General features: G+C 51.1%; 16 protein-coding genes, 1 pseudogene and 1 riboswitch. Of the genes and pseudogenes, 4 read left to right on the top strand and 13 right to left on the bottom strand.

Annotation, left to right across the window (positions count from 1 at the left end):
• Positions 1-135: 135 nt before the first annotated feature.
• Both AWJ19_RS32840 and AWJ19_RS32845 read left to right on the top strand, forming a co-directional pair.
• On the top strand, positions 136-909 hold the full coding sequence (locus AWJ19_RS32840) for a polysaccharide deacetylase family protein (RefSeq protein WP_068720700.1): 774 nt from the start codon (positions 136-138) through the stop codon (positions 907-909).
• A 119-nt stretch (positions 910-1,028) separates the two neighbouring features.
• The gene (locus tag AWJ19_RS32845; protein WP_068720698.1) at positions 1,029-2,048 is read left to right on the top strand and encodes a helix-turn-helix transcriptional regulator; all 1,020 of its coding nucleotides are present in this window, start codon (positions 1,029-1,031) and stop codon (positions 2,046-2,048) included.
• 85 nt (positions 2,049-2,133) lie between these two features.
• On the opposite strand, the gene modB is transcribed toward AWJ19_RS32845, so the two are convergent.
• From modB to AWJ19_RS32870, 6 genes are all read right to left on the bottom strand, one after another.
• Complete coding sequence (gene modB, locus AWJ19_RS32850; protein ID WP_068720697.1) at positions 2,134-2,796, bottom strand: molybdate ABC transporter permease subunit; 663 nt, start codon at positions 2,794-2,796, stop codon at positions 2,134-2,136.
• 33 nt (positions 2,797-2,829) lie between these two features.
• A complete protein-coding gene (gene modA, locus AWJ19_RS37110) occupies positions 2,830-3,333 on the bottom strand; it encodes a molybdate ABC transporter substrate-binding protein (RefSeq protein WP_241781546.1) in 504 nt (167 codons plus the stop codon).
• Complete coding sequence (locus AWJ19_RS37115) at positions 3,330-3,614, bottom strand: substrate-binding domain-containing protein (protein ID WP_241781545.1); 285 nt, start codon at positions 3,612-3,614, stop codon at positions 3,330-3,332. The genes modA and AWJ19_RS37115 overlap by 4 nt, the downstream gene beginning before the upstream one ends.
• A gap of 221 nt (positions 3,615-3,835) precedes the next feature.
• Positions 3,836-4,801 (bottom strand): WYL domain-containing protein, encoded by a 966-nt coding sequence (locus AWJ19_RS32860; protein ID WP_068720695.1) that lies wholly within the window; start codon positions 4,799-4,801, stop codon positions 3,836-3,838.
• 221 nt (positions 4,802-5,022) lie between these two features.
• Positions 5,023-5,673, bottom strand: coding sequence for a hypothetical protein (locus tag AWJ19_RS32865; RefSeq protein ID WP_068720693.1), 651 nt, complete (start codon positions 5,671-5,673; stop codon positions 5,023-5,025).
• A 188-nt stretch (positions 5,674-5,861) separates the two neighbouring features.
• Positions 5,862-6,548 (bottom strand): M50 family metallopeptidase, encoded by a 687-nt coding sequence (locus AWJ19_RS32870; RefSeq protein WP_068720691.1) that lies wholly within the window; start codon positions 6,546-6,548, stop codon positions 5,862-5,864.
• Positions 6,549-6,819: 271 nt separating this feature from the next.
• Between AWJ19_RS32870 and AWJ19_RS32875 the strand changes: the two genes are divergently transcribed.
• Positions 6,820-7,347: a hypothetical protein gene (locus AWJ19_RS32875; RefSeq protein ID WP_068720689.1), complete on the top strand. Its 528-nt coding sequence runs from the start codon at positions 6,820-6,822 to the stop codon at positions 7,345-7,347.
• Between the two features lie 42 nt (positions 7,348-7,389).
• Positions 7,390-8,093 (top strand): annotated as a pseudogene (locus AWJ19_RS32880) (AIM24 family protein).
• A gap of 101 nt (positions 8,094-8,194) precedes the next feature.
• Here AWJ19_RS32880 and AWJ19_RS32885 read toward each other — a convergent pair.
• From AWJ19_RS32885 to AWJ19_RS32920, 7 genes are all read right to left on the bottom strand, one after another.
• The gene (locus AWJ19_RS32885; RefSeq protein ID WP_068720685.1) at positions 8,195-8,650 is read right to left on the bottom strand and encodes a DNA starvation/stationary phase protection protein; all 456 of its coding nucleotides are present in this window, start codon (positions 8,648-8,650) and stop codon (positions 8,195-8,197) included.
• 357 nt (positions 8,651-9,007) lie between these two features.
• Complete coding sequence (locus AWJ19_RS32890; protein ID WP_068720682.1) at positions 9,008-11,557, bottom strand: discoidin domain-containing protein; 2,550 nt, start codon at positions 11,555-11,557, stop codon at positions 9,008-9,010.
• A 172-nt stretch (positions 11,558-11,729) separates the two neighbouring features.
• Positions 11,730-13,247 (bottom strand): glycosyl hydrolase, encoded by a 1,518-nt coding sequence (locus AWJ19_RS32895; protein ID WP_068720680.1) that lies wholly within the window; start codon positions 13,245-13,247, stop codon positions 11,730-11,732.
• Positions 13,248-13,460: 213 nt separating this feature from the next.
• Positions 13,461-15,743 carry a PA14 domain-containing protein gene (locus tag AWJ19_RS32900; protein WP_241781970.1) on the bottom strand — a complete coding sequence of 761 codons (2,283 nt, stop codon included), beginning with the start codon at positions 15,741-15,743 and terminating at the stop codon, positions 13,461-13,463.
• A 13-nt stretch (positions 15,744-15,756) separates the two neighbouring features.
• Positions 15,757-15,836, bottom strand: a riboswitch (cyclic di-GMP riboswitch).
• Between the two features lie 138 nt (positions 15,837-15,974).
• A complete protein-coding gene (locus AWJ19_RS32905; RefSeq protein ID WP_068720677.1) occupies positions 15,975-17,348 on the bottom strand; it encodes a sugar phosphate nucleotidyltransferase in 1,374 nt (457 codons plus the stop codon).
• 474 nt (positions 17,349-17,822) lie between these two features.
• Complete coding sequence (locus AWJ19_RS32915) at positions 17,823-19,160, bottom strand: UDP-glucose/GDP-mannose dehydrogenase family protein (RefSeq protein WP_068720673.1); 1,338 nt, start codon at positions 19,158-19,160, stop codon at positions 17,823-17,825.
• Positions 19,161-19,164: 4 nt separating this feature from the next.
• Complete coding sequence (locus AWJ19_RS32920; RefSeq protein ID WP_068720670.1) at positions 19,165-20,265, bottom strand: glycosyltransferase; 1,101 nt, start codon at positions 20,263-20,265, stop codon at positions 19,165-19,167.
• Positions 20,266-20,276 lie beyond the last annotated feature (11 nt).

The following is a 20,276-nucleotide window of genomic DNA, read 5'->3' on the forward strand; positions in this document are numbered from 1 at the left end:
CAGAACTTTCACTCTAAAATAGAAAAAACGAGTTCTCGCCTGCCGTGAATATTTCATCACAGGGATGGAGCATTCTAAGGTCAAAATAGCCCGTTTCCCGCACACGGGTCCGCTATGGAGTGAAGCTGACAAACCATGAAAAGATTCCGCCGAATATCAGCAGCAGTTCTGGCCCTGCTCATGCTGCTGGCCAGCTGGTCAAGCCACGCCCTGGCCCGTTCCGATACCAAGAACCGCCAGTATCATGAGCAGAAGGGCGACATGATCTGGGAAGTGCCGACGCGCCAGAAAGTGATCGCCCTGACCTTCGATGATGGCCCTGACCCGACCGACACTATCAAGATTCTCGATGTACTGCAGGAATACAACGCCAAGTGCACCTTTTTCGCCATAGGCAAAAAAATCGCCGCCTATCCTGAAATCGCCAGCCGGGTTATCTCAGAGGGCCATGAGCTGGCCAATCATACTTATAACCATGTATATTTCAAACGGCCTATCTCCGTAGAGCAGGTAATGAAGGAGCTGAAGCTGACGGAAGACGAAATTGTAAAGGTTACCGGCCGGCACAGCAGCCTTTTCCGGCCGCCGGGCGGGATGTATGACGAGACGCTGGTCAATGTCTCAAACCGCATGGGGCTGAAGCCCGTGCTGTGGTCGTGGCATCAGGATACACGCGACTGGAACCGTCCGGGGGTTTGGAATATCTCCAGCAAAGTCATCACGAATGCTCATAGCGGTGATATTGTCCTCTTCCATGACTATGTTCACGGGCAATCCCAAACGTATGAGGCCCTGCAGATCATTCTGCCTGCCCTGGAGAAGCAGGGATACCGGTTTGTTACCGTCTCCGAACTGATCGGACTGTCAGCCTCCGAGAAGGCGGGAGACATCAGACAGCTGGCCTATTAGGGACTGCCCGGCCTCCTGAGGGTTCTTTAATTGCACAGGCTCTCAAAATAAGGTAGGCTTGATCTATCATTTAGACTGATTGGGCGCTGCCGCAGTGCACCTCTAGGAGGCTTTATCCCATGTCCGAGAATACTTCCTATACAACCGAGGAAATCGCCCGGCTGTTGAAGATATCGAAATTAAAGGTCTATGACCTGATCAAAAAAGGCGAGCTGCCGTCATACCGTGTCGGGAAACAGATGCGGGTAGACCACTCTGATCTTGAGGCCTATAAGCAGAATTCGCGCAGCACAAGTTCGTCCGCAGCGCCGCAGGGGGCTTCTGCCGCCCCTGTCCCTCTGCAGACAGGTATGCCGTTTGTTCTGCCGCCGGCAACCTTCTCGCCTCCGCTTCACCTTACCCAGCCTGGTTCCGGACCGGTTAAGGCTGCTGCAACGAACATAGTGATTACCGGACAGGACATGTCCCTTGATATTCTGGCTACCCATCTGGAGCGCAGCCTGCCCTCCTCCCGGCCGCTTCGTTCTTATGCCGGCAGCCTCGACAGCCTGATCGCCATGTACAACGGCGAATCGGACATAGTCAGCACCCACCTGCTGGACGGCGATACAGGGGAGTATAACCTCCCCTATATCCGCAAGCTGCTGGTGGGCTTCCCCTATCTTGTCGTGCGTATGCTGACCCGCAGCGCCGGGCTCTATGTACAGCAGGGTAATCCGCGGAATATCCGCAGCTGGCAGGATTTGCAGCAGCCGGGCCTGAAGCTGATTAACCGTGAGCGCGGCTCCGGCGTCCGTGTGCTGCTGGACGAGCAGCTGCGGCTGCACGGAATTCCTGCAGCCGGACTGAGCGGGTATGGGACCGAGGAGAACAGCCATCTGGCGGTAGCCGGCCGCGTGGCCCGCGGTGAAGCCGATGTCGGCATCGGTATAGAAAAGGCCGCCAAAATCATTGAAGGTCTGGAGTTCATCCCGCTGATTCAGGAGCGTTATGATCTTGTAATGCTCAAGAAGCCTGAGAATGAACAGTGGATTGGCGCTGTGCTCGATATTTTGCGTTCCCCGGCCTTCAAGAACGAGCTTAATACGATTCACAGCTATGATCTTACTGGAACCGGTGAGATTATCTACGAAACATAACGCTTCTCCGGATAAACAAAAACTCCGCTTCCCTGACTGACCAGGGAAAGCCGGAGTTTTTGTATGTAATCGTACACCTTCACCGTTATGAACGGCGGTTAACGAACATCAGCATAAGCGCAGAAATGACTATGATGGAACAGACCCACATCCAGGCAAGGGTCATATTGCCGCCGTCTACGGCAACATAGATTGCAGTCGGTACAGTCTGGGTACGCCCCGGAATATTCCCCGCTACCATGATGGTCGCCCCGAACTCACCCAGCCCCCGGGCAAATCCCAGCACAAATCCGGCAGCCAGCGCCCGGCCTGCCAGCGGCAGCGTAACATACCGCAGCACCTGCAGCTCGCTGGCCCCCTGGGCGCGTGCGGCGTCCTCAAGATCCTTATCCACTTCCTCAAAGCCGGCCTTTACGGTCCGGTAGACCAGCGGAAAAGCGACGACTACAGCAGCTATCACCGCTGCTCCCCATGTAAACAGAATGGTCTGCTCTGTTAACCGTTCATACAACTCTCCAATCCAGCTCCTGCGTCCCAGAATGACCAGAAGCACAAATCCGACAACGGTCGGCGGCAGAACAAGCGGCAGCATCAGTACAGTCTCCAGCAGACTGTAACCCGGGAATTTCCGGCCCGCCATCAGCTTGGCCGCATAGGTTGCCAGAATAAATACAATAATGCTGGTAATTACAGCGATTCTGACTGAAAGCCAGACCGGGGCGAAAAATTCAGTCCAATTGATCTCCATTCGCTTCCACCCCGCTTATCTTCATTCGATGAATTAATCCGCCAGTGAAAATCCGTAGCTTGTGAAGATGCTGCCTGCTGCCTTGGTCTGAACATAATTGTAGAAGGCTTTGGCTTCTGCCTGATGATCAGATTCCTTGACAATGCCTACAGGGTAATTAATGGCCTTATGCACATGTGCCCCTACAGTAAGCGCGATCTTTACCTTAGAGGAAGTGAGGGCATCCGTCTTGTATACGAAGCCTGCATCCGCATTCCCTGTCTCTACATAGGAGAGCACCTGACGGACATCCTTGGCAAAGACCAGCTTGCTCTGCAGCGTATCCCATACCTTCTTGGCAGTCAATGACTGCTGGGCGTACTGGCCGGCAGGCACGGATTCAGGCTGGCCAACGGCCACCTTTTTAAAGGCCTTATCGGTAAGCAGTGTAATGGAAGTGATCTTTGTTTTGGAGCTTACGGGAACAACCAGCACCAGCTGATTCTTCAAGAGCTGCTTACTCTCCGAAATAAGCCCCTCGTCCACCAGTGCCTTCATCTGCTTATCCCCGGCAGAGAAGAACAGGTCCGCGGCGCACCTTGTTCAATCTGCTTCTGCAGCGTGCCGGAAGCACCATAATTGAAGACAAGGTCAATATCAGAATGCTGCTTCTCATACAGTACCGCGATTTTATCCAGGCTGTCCTGCAGGCTGGCCGCTGCGGAAACGATAATCTCTGTTTTCTTGGCTGCTGCCTGTACCTCAAGACCGGGCGTTGCTGCCGATGCACCTGATACAAGAAAAACAGACATGATGATCACAGCTAGTTTCTTGAACATATGGATTCCTCCTACTTATGTATATCTGTATATTTTGGTGTTATTTTAGCACAACCTTTTTTATAATACTATATGGTTAGTTATGTTTGTTTATATTTAGTTATGAACAGTTATATATAATATAAATTGAACAAAGGTCAAATATACACGAACCAGTTTAGTTGCCTGTATCACGGATCTAAATCCAGGCTACAGAAGGAACAGTTCCTGAAGTATCCCGATTATTTGTATAGCATCAGCCATTGTTCCATATGATATCTGAGGACATCCCTGTAATAAAACGGCTCCAGGATCTCAGCCTCCTCCTCAAACTTCATCAGCCAGCGGACAAAAGCGATATCCTGCTCAATAGCCATCCTGAAGTGCAGACAGCTATTCTGTCTGTCCACCTTGCTAGGCTTTACCGGCAGTTCTTCATACTTCAGCCGCTCCATCATCCGCTCAGAGAACCGGATTCTGAATTCGATCTGTACACTGTCCTGATCAAGACTCCATTTTTGCGACATAAAAGCCTGCAGGTCAAAGCGTTCCTTGGAAAACCAGTTATTCAGCGTCTTTACCTTGGAGAAGCCATTCATATGAAAAGCGCGGATTCTTCCGAAACGGTGACAGGCACCTATCAGATAAATCCGGTTCTCCAGCGGAACAAGACAGTAAGGGTCAATCTGGAGCGCCTGCTCCTCTTTGCCATTCTCACAATAGTCTGCCTGCATGCTCCGCTGCTTCATTACAGCTGACAGGATTTCCGTAAGAAATACAGACTGCTCCAGCTGCATGGAATTCCAGTCTGCGCCGGGCTGCCCGGCTTCCTTTCTCACACTTTCCATCGTTTCTTCCCTTTCCGCCCTTTGCTTATATTGTGCAGCCATTATTTTTTCATAGGCAGTTTCAAATTCAGCGGGCAGCAAAGGCTTGATTTCTTTCATTACTTTACGCAGCTGTGAAAAGGCAGCCGCCTCGTCATCCGTGAGATCTAAAGGGTACAATGCAAAATTACCGATAAAAGCATATCCCTTCCCATGCCCCAAGTGGGTAATCGGAATATGCATGGCGCTGAGCGCATCCATATCCCGATAAATCGTTCTTTCGCTGTTGCCGCAGCGTTCTGCCAGCTCACGCGCCAGAATCCCAGGTTTTGCCTGCACTAGCGTGATGATGCGCATCAGCCGGATTAATCGGTCTGTCATTTTTCAGTTCCCCTTGATATATGGTAAAATAGACCCATTATTTTTAATAATTTAGTTATATTTATCTATAAATGAGAATCAAATAACCGAGTCACAAAAAGATAATAGAACTATTTTACTACATTACCACATTTATATTACATGAGCTGTTAAGCACCTTATTCAATATCGGGTGATTTGTTATGTATGTAACACTGCTTAACCTGCTAAATTGCGGCCTGCTAGGCTTCAAGCTGCTTATATAGCACTTCAGCCTCCTTCACCAGCTGCATATCGCCTGAACGTGCTGCCAGCAGCAGCAGCTTATCCGCCTGTCTGCGCACCCTTTCCTCCAGCACCAGATCCCTTCTGCGGCTGTCTGACAATGGGACCTCCTCGAGCACCTTTACCATCTTCAGAAGTTCCAGATGCTTTTCAACATGAAAGCAATTATCCAGAGCCAGCGCATCGGTATGATGCGTATATTCGAGTCCCAGCTTTTGCAGCGGCAGCTCCCTGATCCGTTCCACCGGCGGCTGCTTGTATTGCCACTGCAGCCAGAGCGCCTCATGGATTCCGGAAGGCATGCCTTCGGTTTTAAACTCCAGACAGATGAACTTGCGCGCTCCTGCATGGATCTTGCCCAGCTTCAGGAGCAGAGATCTCCCTTCCCCGGCTTCAGCGGTACAGCCGTAGGCCCCGATAAAGGTCAGGTGTGCTTCCAGCCAGATCCGCAGCTCGATCTCCTTTGCCACCAGCTTGCGGCTTTTCTTGCGCACCTCCTCACGCTGGTTCAACCCTTTCCATTCCACAAGCAATATTAAATTCCGGGATGCTCCGGCAAAAATCCGGCTCCGGCTCCATGTAAATATGGGCTGGATACTTGCTTGCATATTTCCACCTCTTTCTTTTTTTGGTTCTTCTATTAATGTACCAATAATGGCGGACAACTCCTTGTCATGGAATGTATGTTCGCATCTATATTATCGACAAAAAAAGAGCCAAACTGCTTAAAAAGCAGATTGGCTCTTTTTGAATTGATGTCCTTTTGTCTAAATCTGACGAAATTCTCATCTGACCTTCACCGGCGCCCCCTTGTAACCTTCGCACGTTCCTTTCTGAAAAAGCAGGCAAGCGACCATTTGGCACAAAGCAAGGAAAACAGAAAGAATAATGCAGCCCAGAAAACGGCAGGCAGAACGGTAAGTCCGGCCAGATTTGCCGCATCTCCCGCTCTGGACGGTGACAGCAGCGATGCTGAGAGCAGAAACAATGTACCCATTACCGACTCTTCCAGCGTCAGAAAGGCCAGGAACAGATAATAGTATTTGAGTGCCTTGGGCCAGATGTACAGAGAAGACAGATTAAGGGCGATGAACCCGCCCAGCCAGAGCATGCCGAAGCCGCCCCTGACATACAGCACCAGCATAACCAGAGCGACCAGCGAGGATAACATCAGCCCCCAGCGCTCACGCCCTGCGGCGTACAAATAAAACAGCAGCAATGCAAACAGCGATGCCAACGGATAACCCGAAAGGGATACCAGTACTGGCCTTAGTCCTGCTTCAACAGCCGAATAGGTTACACCGCTATGGTCTGCATACAGCTCGATCCTCAGCACTTGTCCCGAGAGCAGCAGGGTTACCAGCGCATGCCCGAATTCGTGGAACATCGTATCCAGATTGCGGAACACCGATGAGAATGGAATCAGACGTGTCAAAAGCGCAGAGCCTGCGAGAAACAGCACGGTTTTCAGCCATTTATTCATACGATCAGCCCTCCCCGTTCACAGTATACGTTAAATTCATTATTTAAGAAAAGCCAATTGAAACCTGCCTGTCGGAATCGCTGTATTACTCTTTGGTTACTGCTGTAGACTCCAGGGTAAAAGTCCTTAAACTGATCTTATCCGCCAAAATCACACACCGTCTGTCAGGCAGAAGCCAAAATGCTGTCAGACTTCGATCAAAAGTGCCAGGGCTTCCCTCTCTATGCTAAAATAATAGTAAGTACGAACCTATTTTCAGGTGGTGAATGATATGAAACTCATAAAACCTTTAACCCGCACATGGAAGAAGCTGACTCTATCAGCCCTGCTGCTGCTCGGTCTGTCCGTTTATCTGCCGGCTCCGGCAGCAGAGGCTAATTATTTCAGTGATTTATATAATGGATTACAGAACTTCTCAGAGCTGCCGGGCGAAGTGAACAAGCTGCAGCAGAGCTATCAGGAGACTGTTGAAGAGCTCCAGCAGACCAAGGATCAGCTTGGCCAGACCGTTGATGCACTGGGGGAAACCCAGAGCCAGCTTGGGCAGACGCTGGAGCAGATGGAGACCTACCGCGCCCAGAATGAGGCCCTGCAGGAGCAGAACCGTCAGCTCAGCCTCGTTGTTGATGAACTCAAAAACGACCGCACCGAGCGGGAAAATTATTATAACCGGATCAAGGTTACAGTGATTACCGGAATTGCCCTTATTCTTGGCTATTTTGTTATCATCCGGCTGCTGCGCTTTATGATGCGCCACCGCTCCAGAAAAAGCGACAGCCTGCGTGACAGGCTGCGTTAACGCAGTTATCTGTTTTTCTCTTAACAGGAAGGAGTATGAACGATGAACGTTGACATCCAGGATGAAGGCGACAGCAGCAGCGGACAAGCCATTGCTTTTACTGTCGGGGAGAACGAAGAGGTTCATGTCCTGCATCCTCAGCAGATAATCGCATATCAGGGTCCCTCTTCCGGAAGGGCTGACCGGCTGATGGATGTCAAGGGCATGTACCGCAAGCGCAAGCTGATCCGTTCTGATCTGTCCGGACCCTGCCGGTTTGTCGCAGCGCTTCCTCCCGGCTACAAGGTCAAAACCTTGCAGCTGGACGGCAAAGCGACTTGCTCTATGACTTCAGGCACCTGTTCTTCTATAGCAATGGAATTACGATGCAGACACGCGTACTGAGTATGAAGAATATGCTGGTGACCCGCGATGTGGTGAAGGTGAAATTTGCCGGCCACGGCAGCATCGGCATTCTTACCGAAGGAACGGTCTGCGAGGCTGAACTGCATCCCACGGAGCCGCTGTATGTGGATGCAGGCAGTATTATTGCCTATCCCGAGAACGCCAGGCTCGAGCTGACCGTTTACGGCAATCATCTGGCCAGCCAGCATATGAGCTATCACTGGAAAATGACCGGCCACGGTCCGGTGCTGTTTCAGGCAGGCCGCCAGAGCCGCCGCTTTGAACGGGAGCATGACGAGGATGGGATCATCAAGCGTTTTCTGCGTGAGGCGCTGCCATTTGGCGGTGTATTCATTAAATAGGCTGTATATCAAAAGTGCCCGTGCGGTTATCGCACGGGCACTTTAATGCTCCAGCAGCCTGCACAGGCAGAGCAGCTCAGCAATTCATCAAGCAGCTGTTATTAAGCCAGATAAGCGTTCAGCATCCAGGCATTCTTCTCGACACTGGTTCTGATTCCGATCAGAAGATCAGCCGTCGGCTGGTCACTAAGCTCCTCCGCAGCGGAGATCGCACTCTTGAGCTCTTCGGAGACATGTGCAAAATCCTTAATCAGCTGGGCAACCATTTCTTTCGCACTTTCGCCGCCGACAGCTTCCTTCAGCCCGGAGAGGGCCAGATATTGGGTCATTGACGAAGCCGGCTTACCGCCGATAGCGAGCAGACGTTCAGCCAGATCATCCACATAGGTGGCAGCCTCGGTGTAGAGCTCTTCGAACTTGGCATGCAGGGTGAAGAATTGTGTTCCGCTCACATACCAGTGGTAGTGATGCAGTTTCACTCCGAGCAGGGTCCAGTTCGCAGTCTGGCGGTTCAATGCAGCGTGCAGTTCAGTCTGATTATTGACTTGAGTACTCATTCTAAATAGCCTCCTATAGTGAATTTATTTGTTATTGTATTTAGACTCAATCTAAATCTATATACAATATAACACAGTGATATGCTGTCTGCAAGGTTGTTTTTTGCTTTTGTTGCTGCAAATTCTAGCATACCTAATAGGAGAAACCTGTTATTTGTATCACAATCAGCGGAGTACAGCTATATTGACATAAATCACCTGACGGCGGGATAGAATCTGACATAAACAGCATAGCAGGGCGATTATCCGCTTCTTTTTTAGCATACGCAAATCACGCCTTCCTATACAAAGCAAAAAACCCTGCCGGTAGCGGCGGGGTCCCTTCACAAGAATGCAGAGTTGCTGCCCTCCTGTACCCTATTCTCTTGAGTATACCTGCAGTTCCTGAATGGACCAGTAATTCCCTCCGGCTCCTGTCTGCAGAATCTTGATATAACGTGTCTTTAATTGAGGAAAAGAAATCCGGGTCATGCTAAGCTGGCCTTTACCGCTGACCACCCGTTTCCAGTTCTGAGCATCATCTGAAACGTACAGCTCATAGCTGCGCGGATAGTCATAGGAGGACAAAGTATAATCGAGCTCAACCGCCTCTACAGTGTAGGCTTTTCCGAGATCGATCTGAAAATATTCTCCTGATGCCTGATGCTTGCCTGTATCCCAGCGTGTGCGCCGGTCCCCGTCTATGGCACCGCCAGGATTAGATACGCTGGTACTGATGTTGGACGAGACCTTCCAAGCTGAACGATCCAGCGGAACCAGACCTGTAGCAGTAATCTGCACTTTATCCGACAAAAGACGCGAACCGGTAACTCTTACTGCATAGGTATAAAGCGTTCCCTCCTGCAGCTTGCTGTCAGTATAGCCGGTGCTCTGCACATTCGTCGCTACAACCTTCATATCCCCGCCGGAGCCGTCGGCCCGGAGCACCTCATAGCTTGCTCCGGGAGCCTCCAGCCAGCTCAGCTTCATGGATAGCCCTTTTGCTGCCTGTGCCTTGAAGCCCTGCGGTGCAGCATCCGCCACCTTGGAAGAAGGCTCCAGTATATACTGGACCGCTTCTCCCGGTGCTAAAGTCTCGGTGAATTCGAGCTCAGGCGCTGCATTTTTTCCGGATACATAACTGCGCGCTGCCTCATACGTATCCCCGTCGCCGAAACGTTCCCCTTCGTATACCGTCTTTTCAGGCATAGTGACCTTAACCGTAACTTTTTGTTCTGTTTCTTCAAAGTTAACGAAATTCACCAGTACCTTATTGGATGTAGCCCCGCTGCCGGCCAGCGGCTCCAGGGTCGAGGTGTCTACAGCCCGGACATAGACAAGCTTGTCGGCCAGCTCATCCTTATTGGTGATCTGATAGGTTAATGGTGCTCCATGCGTGGCATAAGCCAGACTCAGCCTGCGCATAATGCTCACCCGGGAGTCCTCATTTTCTTTGGTGTAATAGATTTCCGTCTTGGCCGGATCATGCTCTTCCAGATTAAAGCCATATTTAAACAGGCTGAAATTTTTGAAGAAGGCCGCATGCTGCACAAACATATCCGCGTAACCGATATGGGCGCGCATGATCCGGTCAAATACCGCTGCCGTAGGCTCGGAAGCCCCGTACTGGTACGCATCGACATGTGAATCCGAAGTACCGAATTCAGTGGTCAGCATTTTTTTGCTGAGTCCGTCTGCCGCACCGCCGAAGGTTTTGAGATTCTCGGTGAAGCTGCCCCCGTCGCTGAAAATATAGGAGTCCCCGTAGGAATGCCCGTTTGTCAAATCCGTAACCTCTTCCAGCTCGGCCCTCTGCTCAGGATCACGCTCCCAGCCGTCAGGATCGCCGCACTGTTTGACAGTCCCTTTCTGATTGCCGCAGGAATCTGTTCTATACTCAGGCCAGTAGGCCCAGCCCGGGGCAACAGTCTGCAGATGCGGGGCAATGGTCTTACCCTTCGTATTCAGCCATTCGGCGATGGCAAGATTAACGGCTTTGGAACGGTTAAATAGCCCAGGCTCATTATCCACCTCATAATATTGAAAATAAGGGCTGTATTGCTCGAAGTAATCTGTCAGCTTTTTCTCAGCATCCGCCGGCAGTGAGCCGTCAGCATTCAGCTTGATATCGCCGGTATGCAGGTAGAGAGCCACTGACTGCATATTGTAATCCTGCAGCACTTTGTAATAATCCGCCATGTTGGAGCAGGAGCGGCCGACATCACTGGCACAGCTGGTACGCATAACGTTGCCGCTGTATGCTATACCCAGCCATTTCATAATGTAAGGCAGATGGGTAACCGCACCTTCGTCAAAATAAAACTGCTTATTGTTGACCATAGTGCCCGTCAGTGTGTAGCTGCCATGAATGGGCTCCTGAATCGGCTCATTCAGCGATTCCAGACTAAGGGCATCCCAGGTCCACCAGTTGTACTTATCTTCCATACTTGACGAATAGATTCCCCGGGCAGCCTGCAGCTTCAATTCGTTGCTCCCTGCTGTAAGCTGCTCTTTGGGTATATAAAGCTCATAGCTTTTGCGGAAACTGTACTCGTTGTCTGTGCCGGCCACACCGGCAATCTGGATGATGCCGGACAGCTGGCTGTTGGAGAAAACACTCATCTGGGGGACAGATTTGTAGGCATCAATGATGCTTACGCGAAATAAGACCCCGTTCTCCGGGATCTTATACAAATTGTAGGTGATACTCAGCTCAGGATTGGTATCCCCTCTCAGCCCCGAAGGTACGCTCTGAAGATTTGAAGGCGTCTTGCCGGAGGCGGAAGAAACAGTATAGGCGGCTTTGACACCGGCAGAAGTAGCTGCCGCAAATTCTGCGGACGATCCGTCCTGCTTGCCAAGCTGCCACAGCACTGTCCCGTCAGGCAACTGCGGGCCTGCATCACTTGCTGATGACAGTTTGGTCATGTCTACCTCCACCTCGCCCCGTTTCGTGCCGTCCTCTCCGAAGACAGAAATAGACACTAGAAACAAGATGGCTAAAGCTGCGAATTTTAGCAGTAGATGAAGAGGTTTAATGGTTTTTTTCTTCTTATTTCTGGTCCTCATTCCCTTGTCCTCGCTTTCTTCCGGGAGTAGATTACTTAGGAGGAGTCAATGCGCTCGGGGGAATAACTCCCTGCTTCTGACTGGCGCTCTTCCATTGTAAACCAATGCTTGCGTTGCCATGATCCTCATAATATTCGACTTTGATGTCATATGGGGTTCCGGCTTTCAGCAGTATACTTCCCTCCCGGCTGTCGCCGCTCTGCTTCTTCCAGCTGTCGATAATCAGCCTGCCGCCGATCCAGACGCGGACTCCGTCATCCGAGGAGGATATAAAGGTATATCTTTCGCTGTATAAAGGCTTAATGGTTCCGGTCCAGCGGACGGAAAAAAGATCTTTCCGGATTCCGACCGCCGGTGAATTCTGATGCCAGTTAAAGTCGATCTTACTGTCATTGCGGATCAGTTCCGCACCGCCGGTCAGGTCAATATTATTGAAATACTGTGCCCTTAATCCTTTGGCCTGAACAGCGGCTGTCTTGTCTACCTTGCTGGCCAGGTTAACAATATAGTCATCCCTTGAAACAATGTATTTATTGTTCATAAAACTGGTAATTTTCTGGTTGTTATTATTCTCCGTCAGCATTTTCCCCCATGTCATCGTATATACCCATTTACTTTGGGTTTGAGACAATGTTACAGGGTCTGGAAGCTCTCCGCTTTCCCCGATGCCGATCGGCTTTCCTTGTGCAAGTCTCAGCAGCTTATCATAGTAGGATTGCCTGAAGTCATTATTGTAAATATCTGCAGCCAGAATATCCACCTTGTCGATACCCGGAAAATAAGGATCATATTCATCAGACGATTCATTAGGCGCATTCGGATTCCAGACCCACAGCAAATTATTCAGCCCGTGTGTACGGGTCAGGCGGCTGTACATAATGTCCCAGAGCTTGACGAAGTTATCCTTCTCCCCCCACCAGAACCAGCCCCCGTTCATTTCATGATAAGGCCGCCACAGCACCGGAACTCCGGCTTCCTGCAGCTGTTCCAGATAAACGGCAATTTCATCAATATCAGCAATCAGCTTGTTATATTCTGCGGTACCCGGAGTCACATAGGCATCAAACTTCTCCTGGCTTAACCCCATCTTGACATTCTTCCATTCGTCAGAGGTTCCGGGCAGATTCTGATGGAAGGTCATCGCTACGATGCCTCCGCCCTCATGCCAGCTGATCGCACTGTCCACAACCCACTGGCGCTGCTGGGCTATAAGGGATTTCGGCTGATTGCCAATTGCTCCGAGCTCATAGCCATGCAGCACGGCGGACTGCCCGCTTATTGACTTCAGCTTTTTGTTAAATTCATCAGGACTCTCCAGATAGTCATGCTGCCCGGAAATCAGTCCGGTACCGCTCAGGCTTATCAGATAGCTTAGTAAATCTTCTGCTTCCGGGGAAGCGTCAGGATTAATCGGGGTAATTTCTGCTGCCGGGCCTACCGGTGTATGAGCAACAGGAAGACTGCGCACCTCAGACCAGGGCAGCAAAGAAAGGATAAAGATAATGGGCAGGACAGTGGTGTACAGCCGGTACTTGCGGTAAGTGTTCAATGTTATCTCCTTTCTCCAGCCGCATAGCCGCACAGGTGCCAAAAAAGGGTTCCCGGCAGGGATTCCTATTCTTGCAACCAGATGAGGACTATAGCTTAGTAGCCCTGCCGGTAAGCAGGGCCCATTAGGTGGACTTTGAGGATTTAGTATTGTAACAGCTCAACCAGCATCAGTGACGGCGAAGAACTGGGCAGAACACACTCCGTTTCCTGATCAGAAAACGGAAGGCAGGAATAAGGCACTGGCAGGAACAGCCTCCTTGAGTTGGCTGGCACTTTCCCACATCAGTCTTGCCCTTGCATCTCCTTGGTTCTCGTAATATTCTACTTTAATATCATATAATTGCCCGGCCTGCAGGCTGATGCTTCCTACACGTTCGGTTCCGCTCTGCTTCACCCAGCTGTCGATGATCAGGTTACCATCGACCCAGACGCGGATGCCGTCATCTGAAGTGGTATATATGTTGTAGTTTTCGCTGTACAGCGGTTTAATTTTGCCGCTCCAGCGTACGGAGAAAAAATCAATCCCTATCGCTGCATCGGGCGTGCCCTGGCGCCAGTTGAAGTCCAGCACAGCATCGGTGCGCACCAGTGCCGGAGCACCGCTAAGCTGAATATTGTTAAAATATTCTGCCTGCAGTCCGTTTACAGCCGCCGCTTGTGCAGGTGTGGCTGATGGTACTGGTGTTGGCGCCGGTGATGGCGCTGGTGTTGGTGCCGGTGTTGGCGCTGGTGTTGGTGCAGCTGTAGGAGTTGGCACCGGTGTTGCTGTTGGCGCCGGTGTTGCTGTTACCGTTACTGCTGTTACCGTTATTGCTGCTGCCGATGCCAGCGAAGCTGTAACTGCTGTATTGTCAGCAGAATTCTTAACAAACAGTGCGCCGGTTGGAACAACTACCTTCGCCTGGCTCGGGCTCTGCCACATCAGGCGGACGCTGGCATCGCCGGCATTCTCATAATATTCTACTTTAATGTCGTATAATTGTCCGGCCTGCAGGGCAATGCTGCCGGTACGCTCGGTACCGCTCTGCTTCATCCAGCTGTCGATGACCGCTGTGCCGTTAACCCAGACACGGATGCCGTCGTCCGAGTTAGTAAAGAACTGGTAAGTTTCGCTGTAGGCCGGCTTGATCTGGCCGGTCCAGCGGATGGAAAAACCGTCTACCGGAAGTACCGGATCCGGAGCCGCCTGACGCCAGCTGTAGTTAATCTGTGCATCATTACGCACAAGCACCGGAGTACCGGACAGCGTCATATTCTTGAAATACTCACCTTTGAGCCCGTTAACCGCCGGCTCCTGCACTGCAGAATCCGGAGCTGGCACCGGAACTGCTGTTGGCTTCACTGTCGGTACCGGTGTAGCTGTTGGCACCGGTGTTGGCGTAGCCGTTGGCTTTACTGTCGGTGTCGGTGTCGGTGTTGCTGTCGGCGTCGGCGTCGCTGTCGGTGCGGCCCATACCTTATACTTGTCACGGGTCAGGGTATAGCTGTCGTTCATAAAGTTTTTGATGGTATCATTACTGTTGTTTTCATACAGCATTTTTCCCCAGTTCATCATGAAAACATAGTTTTGCTGGGAAAGCTTCAGCTTGGCAATGCTCGGCATTTCACCGTTTTCACCGATACCAATCGGTTTGCCGGCGGCCAGGCTGAGAAGACTGTTATAATATTGGTTCAAAAAGTCATTATTATATATATCTACTGCGAGCACATCCACTTTATCCGCACCCGGATAAGTCAGCTCGTAGGGATCGGAATTGGAATTGGGAGCATTCGGATTCCACACCCACAGCAAATTGTTTAATTGATGAACGTTGACGAAACGGTCATACATGATATTCCACAATTGAGCAAAGTTATTTTTCTTGCCCCACCAGAACCAGCCGCCGTTCATTTCATGATAGGGTCTCCAGAGGATGGGAACCCCTGCGTCCCGTAAACTTTTGAGCGAAACAGCTACTTTATCCAGATCAGTAATCAGGGCATTATACTCCGCAGTTCCAGGTGTTACATACTTGTTAAAATCAGCCTGGCTGATGTTTTTCTGTACATTGCCCCACTCATATTTGGTGCCGGGCAGATTCTGGTGAAACGTCATTGCTACGATACCGCCGGCTTTGTGCCAGTTGGTGGCGCTCCAGACGATGTTCTTGCGCTGCGCAGCTACCCCACTCTCTGTCTGTCCGCCGATCGCTCCAAGCTCATAGCCGTGCAATGCGGCATACTGTCCGCTTATGGTCTTCAGCTTGTTGCTGATTTCATCCGGACTTTCGAAATAGTCATGCTGTCCTGTAATAATCCCCTTCCCGGAGATGGCGTACATTTTGTCCAGCAGCTTGACTGCCTCTGCTGAAGCATTGGGATTTACTGGTACTCCGGTCACGGAAGCTGCTTGCGCAGATGACGGTGCAAAACCTAACCCTATAGGTACAGCGGACAATAAAACGGCCACGGACAATACGGCAGACAACAGGCGAGACTTACGGTAAGCTTTCAACATTCATCTTCCTTTCGGTAGCCAGGCTGCCACTTGGTAGAGGCCCTATAGCTTTGCGTCCCTATCTTTCGAGTAGGTTTGCCTTTGTCGTTTTGGAAGGAAATATCCTTCTTACCGTAAGTATCGACTCTATGAAGTTGTAGGTTTATAGCAAAAATGAATAAATCTTAATAAATAGTTCCAAATACCCGTTTCACACTTTTCACAATTGGTTAAATAGATAAATTAGACCTATGAAATAAACTGGTGTAATTCAATGTCCTCCCAATCGAGCGTAATCCGGATGTTATCCTCTTCCACCAGCTCGGAGCCGCTCTGCACCTCGATAAACTCCACATCTGTCAGCGCCAGGATGGCATGCTTGGTCCCTTCAGGGATGCGGACAACATCGCCTGCCTTTACCTTATGCATCTTTTCATTGATGACGATGCTGGCCTCCCCGCTCACAAAGGTCCAGATTTCACTGCGTTTGTGATGAAGCTGGTAGCTGATATTTTTCCCCTGCTCGATAAAAATCCGTTTCGTCAGCACTTCATTGCCCTCATCATATTTCACATAGTCAATTACCTTGTAGTGGCCCCAGCGGCGTTCTTCGTACATCGGTCTTTGTTCATGAGATTTGAGCACTTCCTTGATGCGCGGGCTTTCCGCCTTATGCGTAACAAGAATTCCGTCAGGACTGGCGGCGATGATCAGATCTTTGGCCCCGATAACGGTAATCGGAATATCCAGCTCATTGATCAGGCAGGTCCGTTCGGAATCAGAGGTTACTACCCCTTTACCGACCAGATTGCTGCTCATTTCTTCGGTCAGCGTATTCCATGTGCCAAGATCCTTCCAGAAGCCTGCATACGGCTGAACGACGATTTTCTCCTCTTTTTCAACCACTTCGTAATCAAAGCTGATGGAAGCCATCAGTTTGTATTGCTTCTGCAGCTCTTCGTAGTTAAGCGGCAGACCCTTGCTCTGCAGAATATCCAGCAGATAACCGAGGCGGAAAGCGAATACGCCGCAGTTCCAAAGGGCGCCCTTGCTGATGAGCCCTTCTGCCTGCACACGGTCAGGCTTTTCCTGGAAGTGGCTTACCTGCAGGTAGCCGCTTGCCCCCGCCGCATCACTGGTAGGAATAATATATCCGTATTTTTCTGAGGCATGTTCAGGCACTACGCCCATCAGCGCCAGGTTCGCGCCGCTCTCCTCCATCGTCTGCTCCAGCCGGATTACCGTATCGAAGAAGGATGCCTCCACATACGGATCGACAGGCAGAATGGCCACTGTTTCCGCCGGGGAAACGCCGGCAATGGAATACAGGTAAGCCGCTGTCAGCGCAATGGCCGGGAAGGTATCGCGGCGTTCCGGCTCCACGATAATCGGCACATGACTGCCGAGCTGGCTCTGGATGGACTCCACCTGGCTGCGGCCTGTAGCGAGGTAGGATGAGCCCGTCATCCCTGCTTCATCCAGCTGTCTCCAGACCCGCTGCACCATTGATTCCGGTTCACCCGCCGGGCTTTCCAGTACTTTCAGAAATTGCTTGGAGCGAGAGTCGTTGGACAATGGCCAGAGCCGTTTACCTGAACCGCCTGATAGAAGTACTAGTTTCATGGGAACCCCTCCTTGGTATATGTGACGCGAAAATTTCGGATTGTTATTGGGAGCTGTATGTTGCAGGAAAGCAAAACCGTTTCTGTTGTAAGGGTCACTGCAAGGAATGTTTGGGCTTTCGGCCGCTGTTGTCTTCGGATTTCCTGCTTTGAACCGCTGGCCGCGGTAGAAATCGAGACAGCATATGCTTCCGAAGCGAGCTTTCCTGCGGAAAGCTTTCAGGCGGACGCTAACGCTCCTACAGCTCCAAAATTCCTCTCCGATCCTTTTTACAACAGGTAAGCTGTTTGCTGTCTCGCAGGGAAGGCTCCCTGCTAAAGATCCGGAATCGCCGCTTGGTTGAGCGGCAGCTAAAGATTAAGAGCTAAAAATTAAGTGCTAAAAATCAAGAGCTGTAGTTAGGTCAGAGTTTTGCACTATGCAAAAGACACTAGATTTAAAAGCTTACAAGCGTAAAAGCGTATAGCCTAACCTTTAAACCGCACCGGCAACCGGAGAATATCCGCTAAGCCCGCCCATCTGCGGACGGCCGACAGAATGATACTCAAGGCCCGTGCCCTCAATCTGCTCCTTCGAGTAGACGTTGCGCCCGTCGATCAGGATCTGGCGGCGCATGGTGCCGGACAGGTGATGCAGATCAATATCCTTGAACTGTGCCCAGTCGGTCAGCAGGCAGACAGCATCACTGCCTTCTGCAGCTTCTTCCGGCACACCGCACCAGCGCAGCTGCGGATGGTCGTACTGTGCACGGAAGTTGGATGCGGCGATCGGATCGTACAGCTTCACTGTAGCGCCCTCCGCTACCAGTGCCTCCACTATTTCGCGTGCCGGAGCCTCGCGTACATCATCGGTATTCGGCTTGAAGGCCAGGCCCCAGATGCCGATCACGGCGCCGCGCAGGCTGCCGAGCGATTCATGCAGCTTGGAGATAATCATAAACCGCTGGTCCTTGTTCACCTCGACTACCGATTTCAGCAGCTTGAACTCGTAGTCCACGTTGCCGGCAATCTGGATCAGGGCATTGGTATCTTTCGGGAAACAGGAGCCTCCGTAGCCGATGCCGGCCTGCAGGAACGAGGAGCCGATTCGCCGGTCCATCCCCATACCTTCCGCCACCATGGTCACGTCGGCTCCCACCTTTTCACAAATGTTGGCGATCTCGTTGATGAAGGAGATTTTGGTCGCCAGGAATGCATTGGATGCATATTTGATCATTTCCGCGCTGCGGATATCCGTTACGAAGATGTTTTCCGTGAAGCCCTGATGAAGCTGGCGCATAGTCGGCTCAAGCTGCGGATTGTCTAGACCGATAACGATTCGGTCCGGGTGCAGGGTATCGCGGATCGCGGAGCCTTCACGCAGGAATTCTGGAGCGGAGACAATATCGAAGGGGTGATTGGTGCGGGAAGCGATGAGCTTGCGGATTCGTTCATTCGTTCCGACCGGAACCGTGGACTTGGTCATGATGATTTTGTAGCCTTCCATGGCATCTGCAATTTCAGCGGCAGCCCCTTCGATATACTGTAAATCGGCTTCGCCGCCAGGCAATGACGGTGTTCCTACAGCCAGGATCACGATATCGGAGCGGCGTACCGACTCCTTGAGATCCGCTGAAAAGGACAGTCTGCCTTCACGCAGATTCATTTCAATCAATGCCTCAATGCCCGGTTCGTATATCGGGGATTCCATCCGGTTAAGCTTGTTGATTTTTTCCTCATCCTTATCGACGCAAATCACATGGTTTCCATTCAATGTAAAGCACACGCCTGATACAAGACCGACATAGCCGGTACCGATAACTGCCAGCTTCATACAATCATCCTCCTTTTAGGAAATTAACGTAGGCTTGCTCTACATACTGCTTGAACTGCACCATAAACGCCTGTTCATCGAACTTGCGGGCATGCCCCATAATCCGGCCGATATCCCATGCGTAGGACTCCACTTCGTTTATGGCCTTCAGTAAATCGTCAACTTCCTGATGCTGAAAAAATACGCCGTTCACATAAGGCACGATTGTATCCAGCGCCCCTCCGGCCTGGTAAGCAATAACCGGTCTTCCTGCAGCATTCGCCTCCAGCGGCGTAATACCGAAATCCTCTTCGCCCGGAAAAATAAAAGCCCGGCACTGTGACATAAGCCCCGTTACCTCGGAATCCTCCAGCCGGCCCAGGAAGGACACATTGCCCTTGGCCATGCCTTCCAGACGCTTGCGGTCCGGTCCGTCACCGACGATGAACAGCTTCAGCCCGTTGCGGTTAAAAGCTTCCACTGCGAGATCGATGCGCTTGTAGGACACGAGCCGTGAGACGATCAGGTAGTAGTCGCCGATTGAATTCGAGCTGCTGAAGCGTGCGGTGTTGATTGGCGGGAAGATAATATCCGCATCGCGGTGATAATAGTTCTGAATCCGCGTCTTCACGACGGAAGAGTTGGCTACGAACTGGTTAACATTTTTACTCGTCCGCTGATCCCAGGTCTTGAGCCGCTGCATGTAAATCTTCAGCAGTCTTTTGAACAGTCCGGAATTGGTCTGCCGCTCCATGTAAGTGTCATAATCCCAGGCAAAGCGCATCGGCGTATGGCAATAGCAGAGATGGAACGTCGATTCGGGCACCTGAATGCTTTTCATAAAAGCACTGCTGGAGCTTAGGACGATATCATATCCGCGAAAATCCAGATCACGGATGGCCATGGGATATAGCGGCAGCACCCCTTTAAAATTGGTCTTCACTCCCGGAATTTTCTGCAGCCAGGAGGCCCTAATGTCCGCGTCTTTGAGGTTGTCGGTCAATCGGCTTCCGTTAAACACGGTTGTGAAGATCGGAGCCTCCGGATACATGTGGTGGAATACCTCCACTACTCTTTCCGCCCCGCCCATTTGGATTAAGTAATCGTGCGCTATCGCAATTTTCATGTGAATCATCC

Origin of the sequence: Paenibacillus sp. DMB5 (assembly GCF_001517085.1) — a bacterium.
In the GTDB taxonomy this organism is placed as follows: Bacteria; Bacillota; Bacilli; order Paenibacillales; family Paenibacillaceae; genus Paenibacillus_AQ.

Coding starts and splice junctions, on each gene's coding strand:
- AWJ19_RS32840 (WP_068720700.1), top strand. CDS start 136: ATGAAAAGATTCCGCCGAATATCAGCAGCAGTTCTGGCCCTGCTCATG.
- AWJ19_RS32845 (WP_068720698.1), top strand. CDS start 1,029: ATGTCCGAGAATACTTCCTATACAACCGAGGAAATCGCCCGGCTGTTG.
- modB (WP_068720697.1), bottom strand. CDS start 2,796: ATGGAGATCAATTGGACTGAATTTTTCGCCCCGGTCTGGCTTTCAGTC.
- modA (WP_241781546.1), bottom strand. CDS start 3,333: ATGAAGGCACTGGTGGACGAGGGGCTTATTTCGGAGAGTAAGCAGCTC.
- AWJ19_RS37115 (WP_241781545.1), bottom strand. CDS start 3,614: ATGTTCAAGAAACTAGCTGTGATCATCATGTCTGTTTTTCTTGTATCA.
- AWJ19_RS32860 (WP_068720695.1), bottom strand. CDS start 4,801: ATGACAGACCGATTAATCCGGCTGATGCGCATCATCACGCTAGTGCAG.
- AWJ19_RS32865 (WP_068720693.1), bottom strand. CDS start 5,673: ATGCAAGCAAGTATCCAGCCCATATTTACATGGAGCCGGAGCCGGATT.
- AWJ19_RS32870 (WP_068720691.1), bottom strand. CDS start 6,548: ATGAATAAATGGCTGAAAACCGTGCTGTTTCTCGCAGGCTCTGCGCTT.
- AWJ19_RS32875 (WP_068720689.1), top strand. CDS start 6,820: ATGAAACTCATAAAACCTTTAACCCGCACATGGAAGAAGCTGACTCTA.
- AWJ19_RS32885 (WP_068720685.1), bottom strand. CDS start 8,650: ATGAGTACTCAAGTCAATAATCAGACTGAACTGCACGCTGCATTGAAC.
- AWJ19_RS32890 (WP_068720682.1), bottom strand. CDS start 11,557: ATGACCAAACTGTCATCAGCAAGTGATGCAGGCCCGCAGTTGCCTGAC.
- AWJ19_RS32905 (WP_068720677.1), bottom strand. CDS start 17,348: ATGAAACTAGTACTTCTATCAGGCGGTTCAGGTAAACGGCTCTGGCCA.
- AWJ19_RS32915 (WP_068720673.1), bottom strand. CDS start 19,160: ATGAAGCTGGCAGTTATCGGTACCGGCTATGTCGGTCTTGTATCAGGC.
- AWJ19_RS32920 (WP_068720670.1), bottom strand. CDS start 20,265: ATGAAAATTGCGATAGCGCACGATTACTTAATCCAAATGGGCGGGGCG.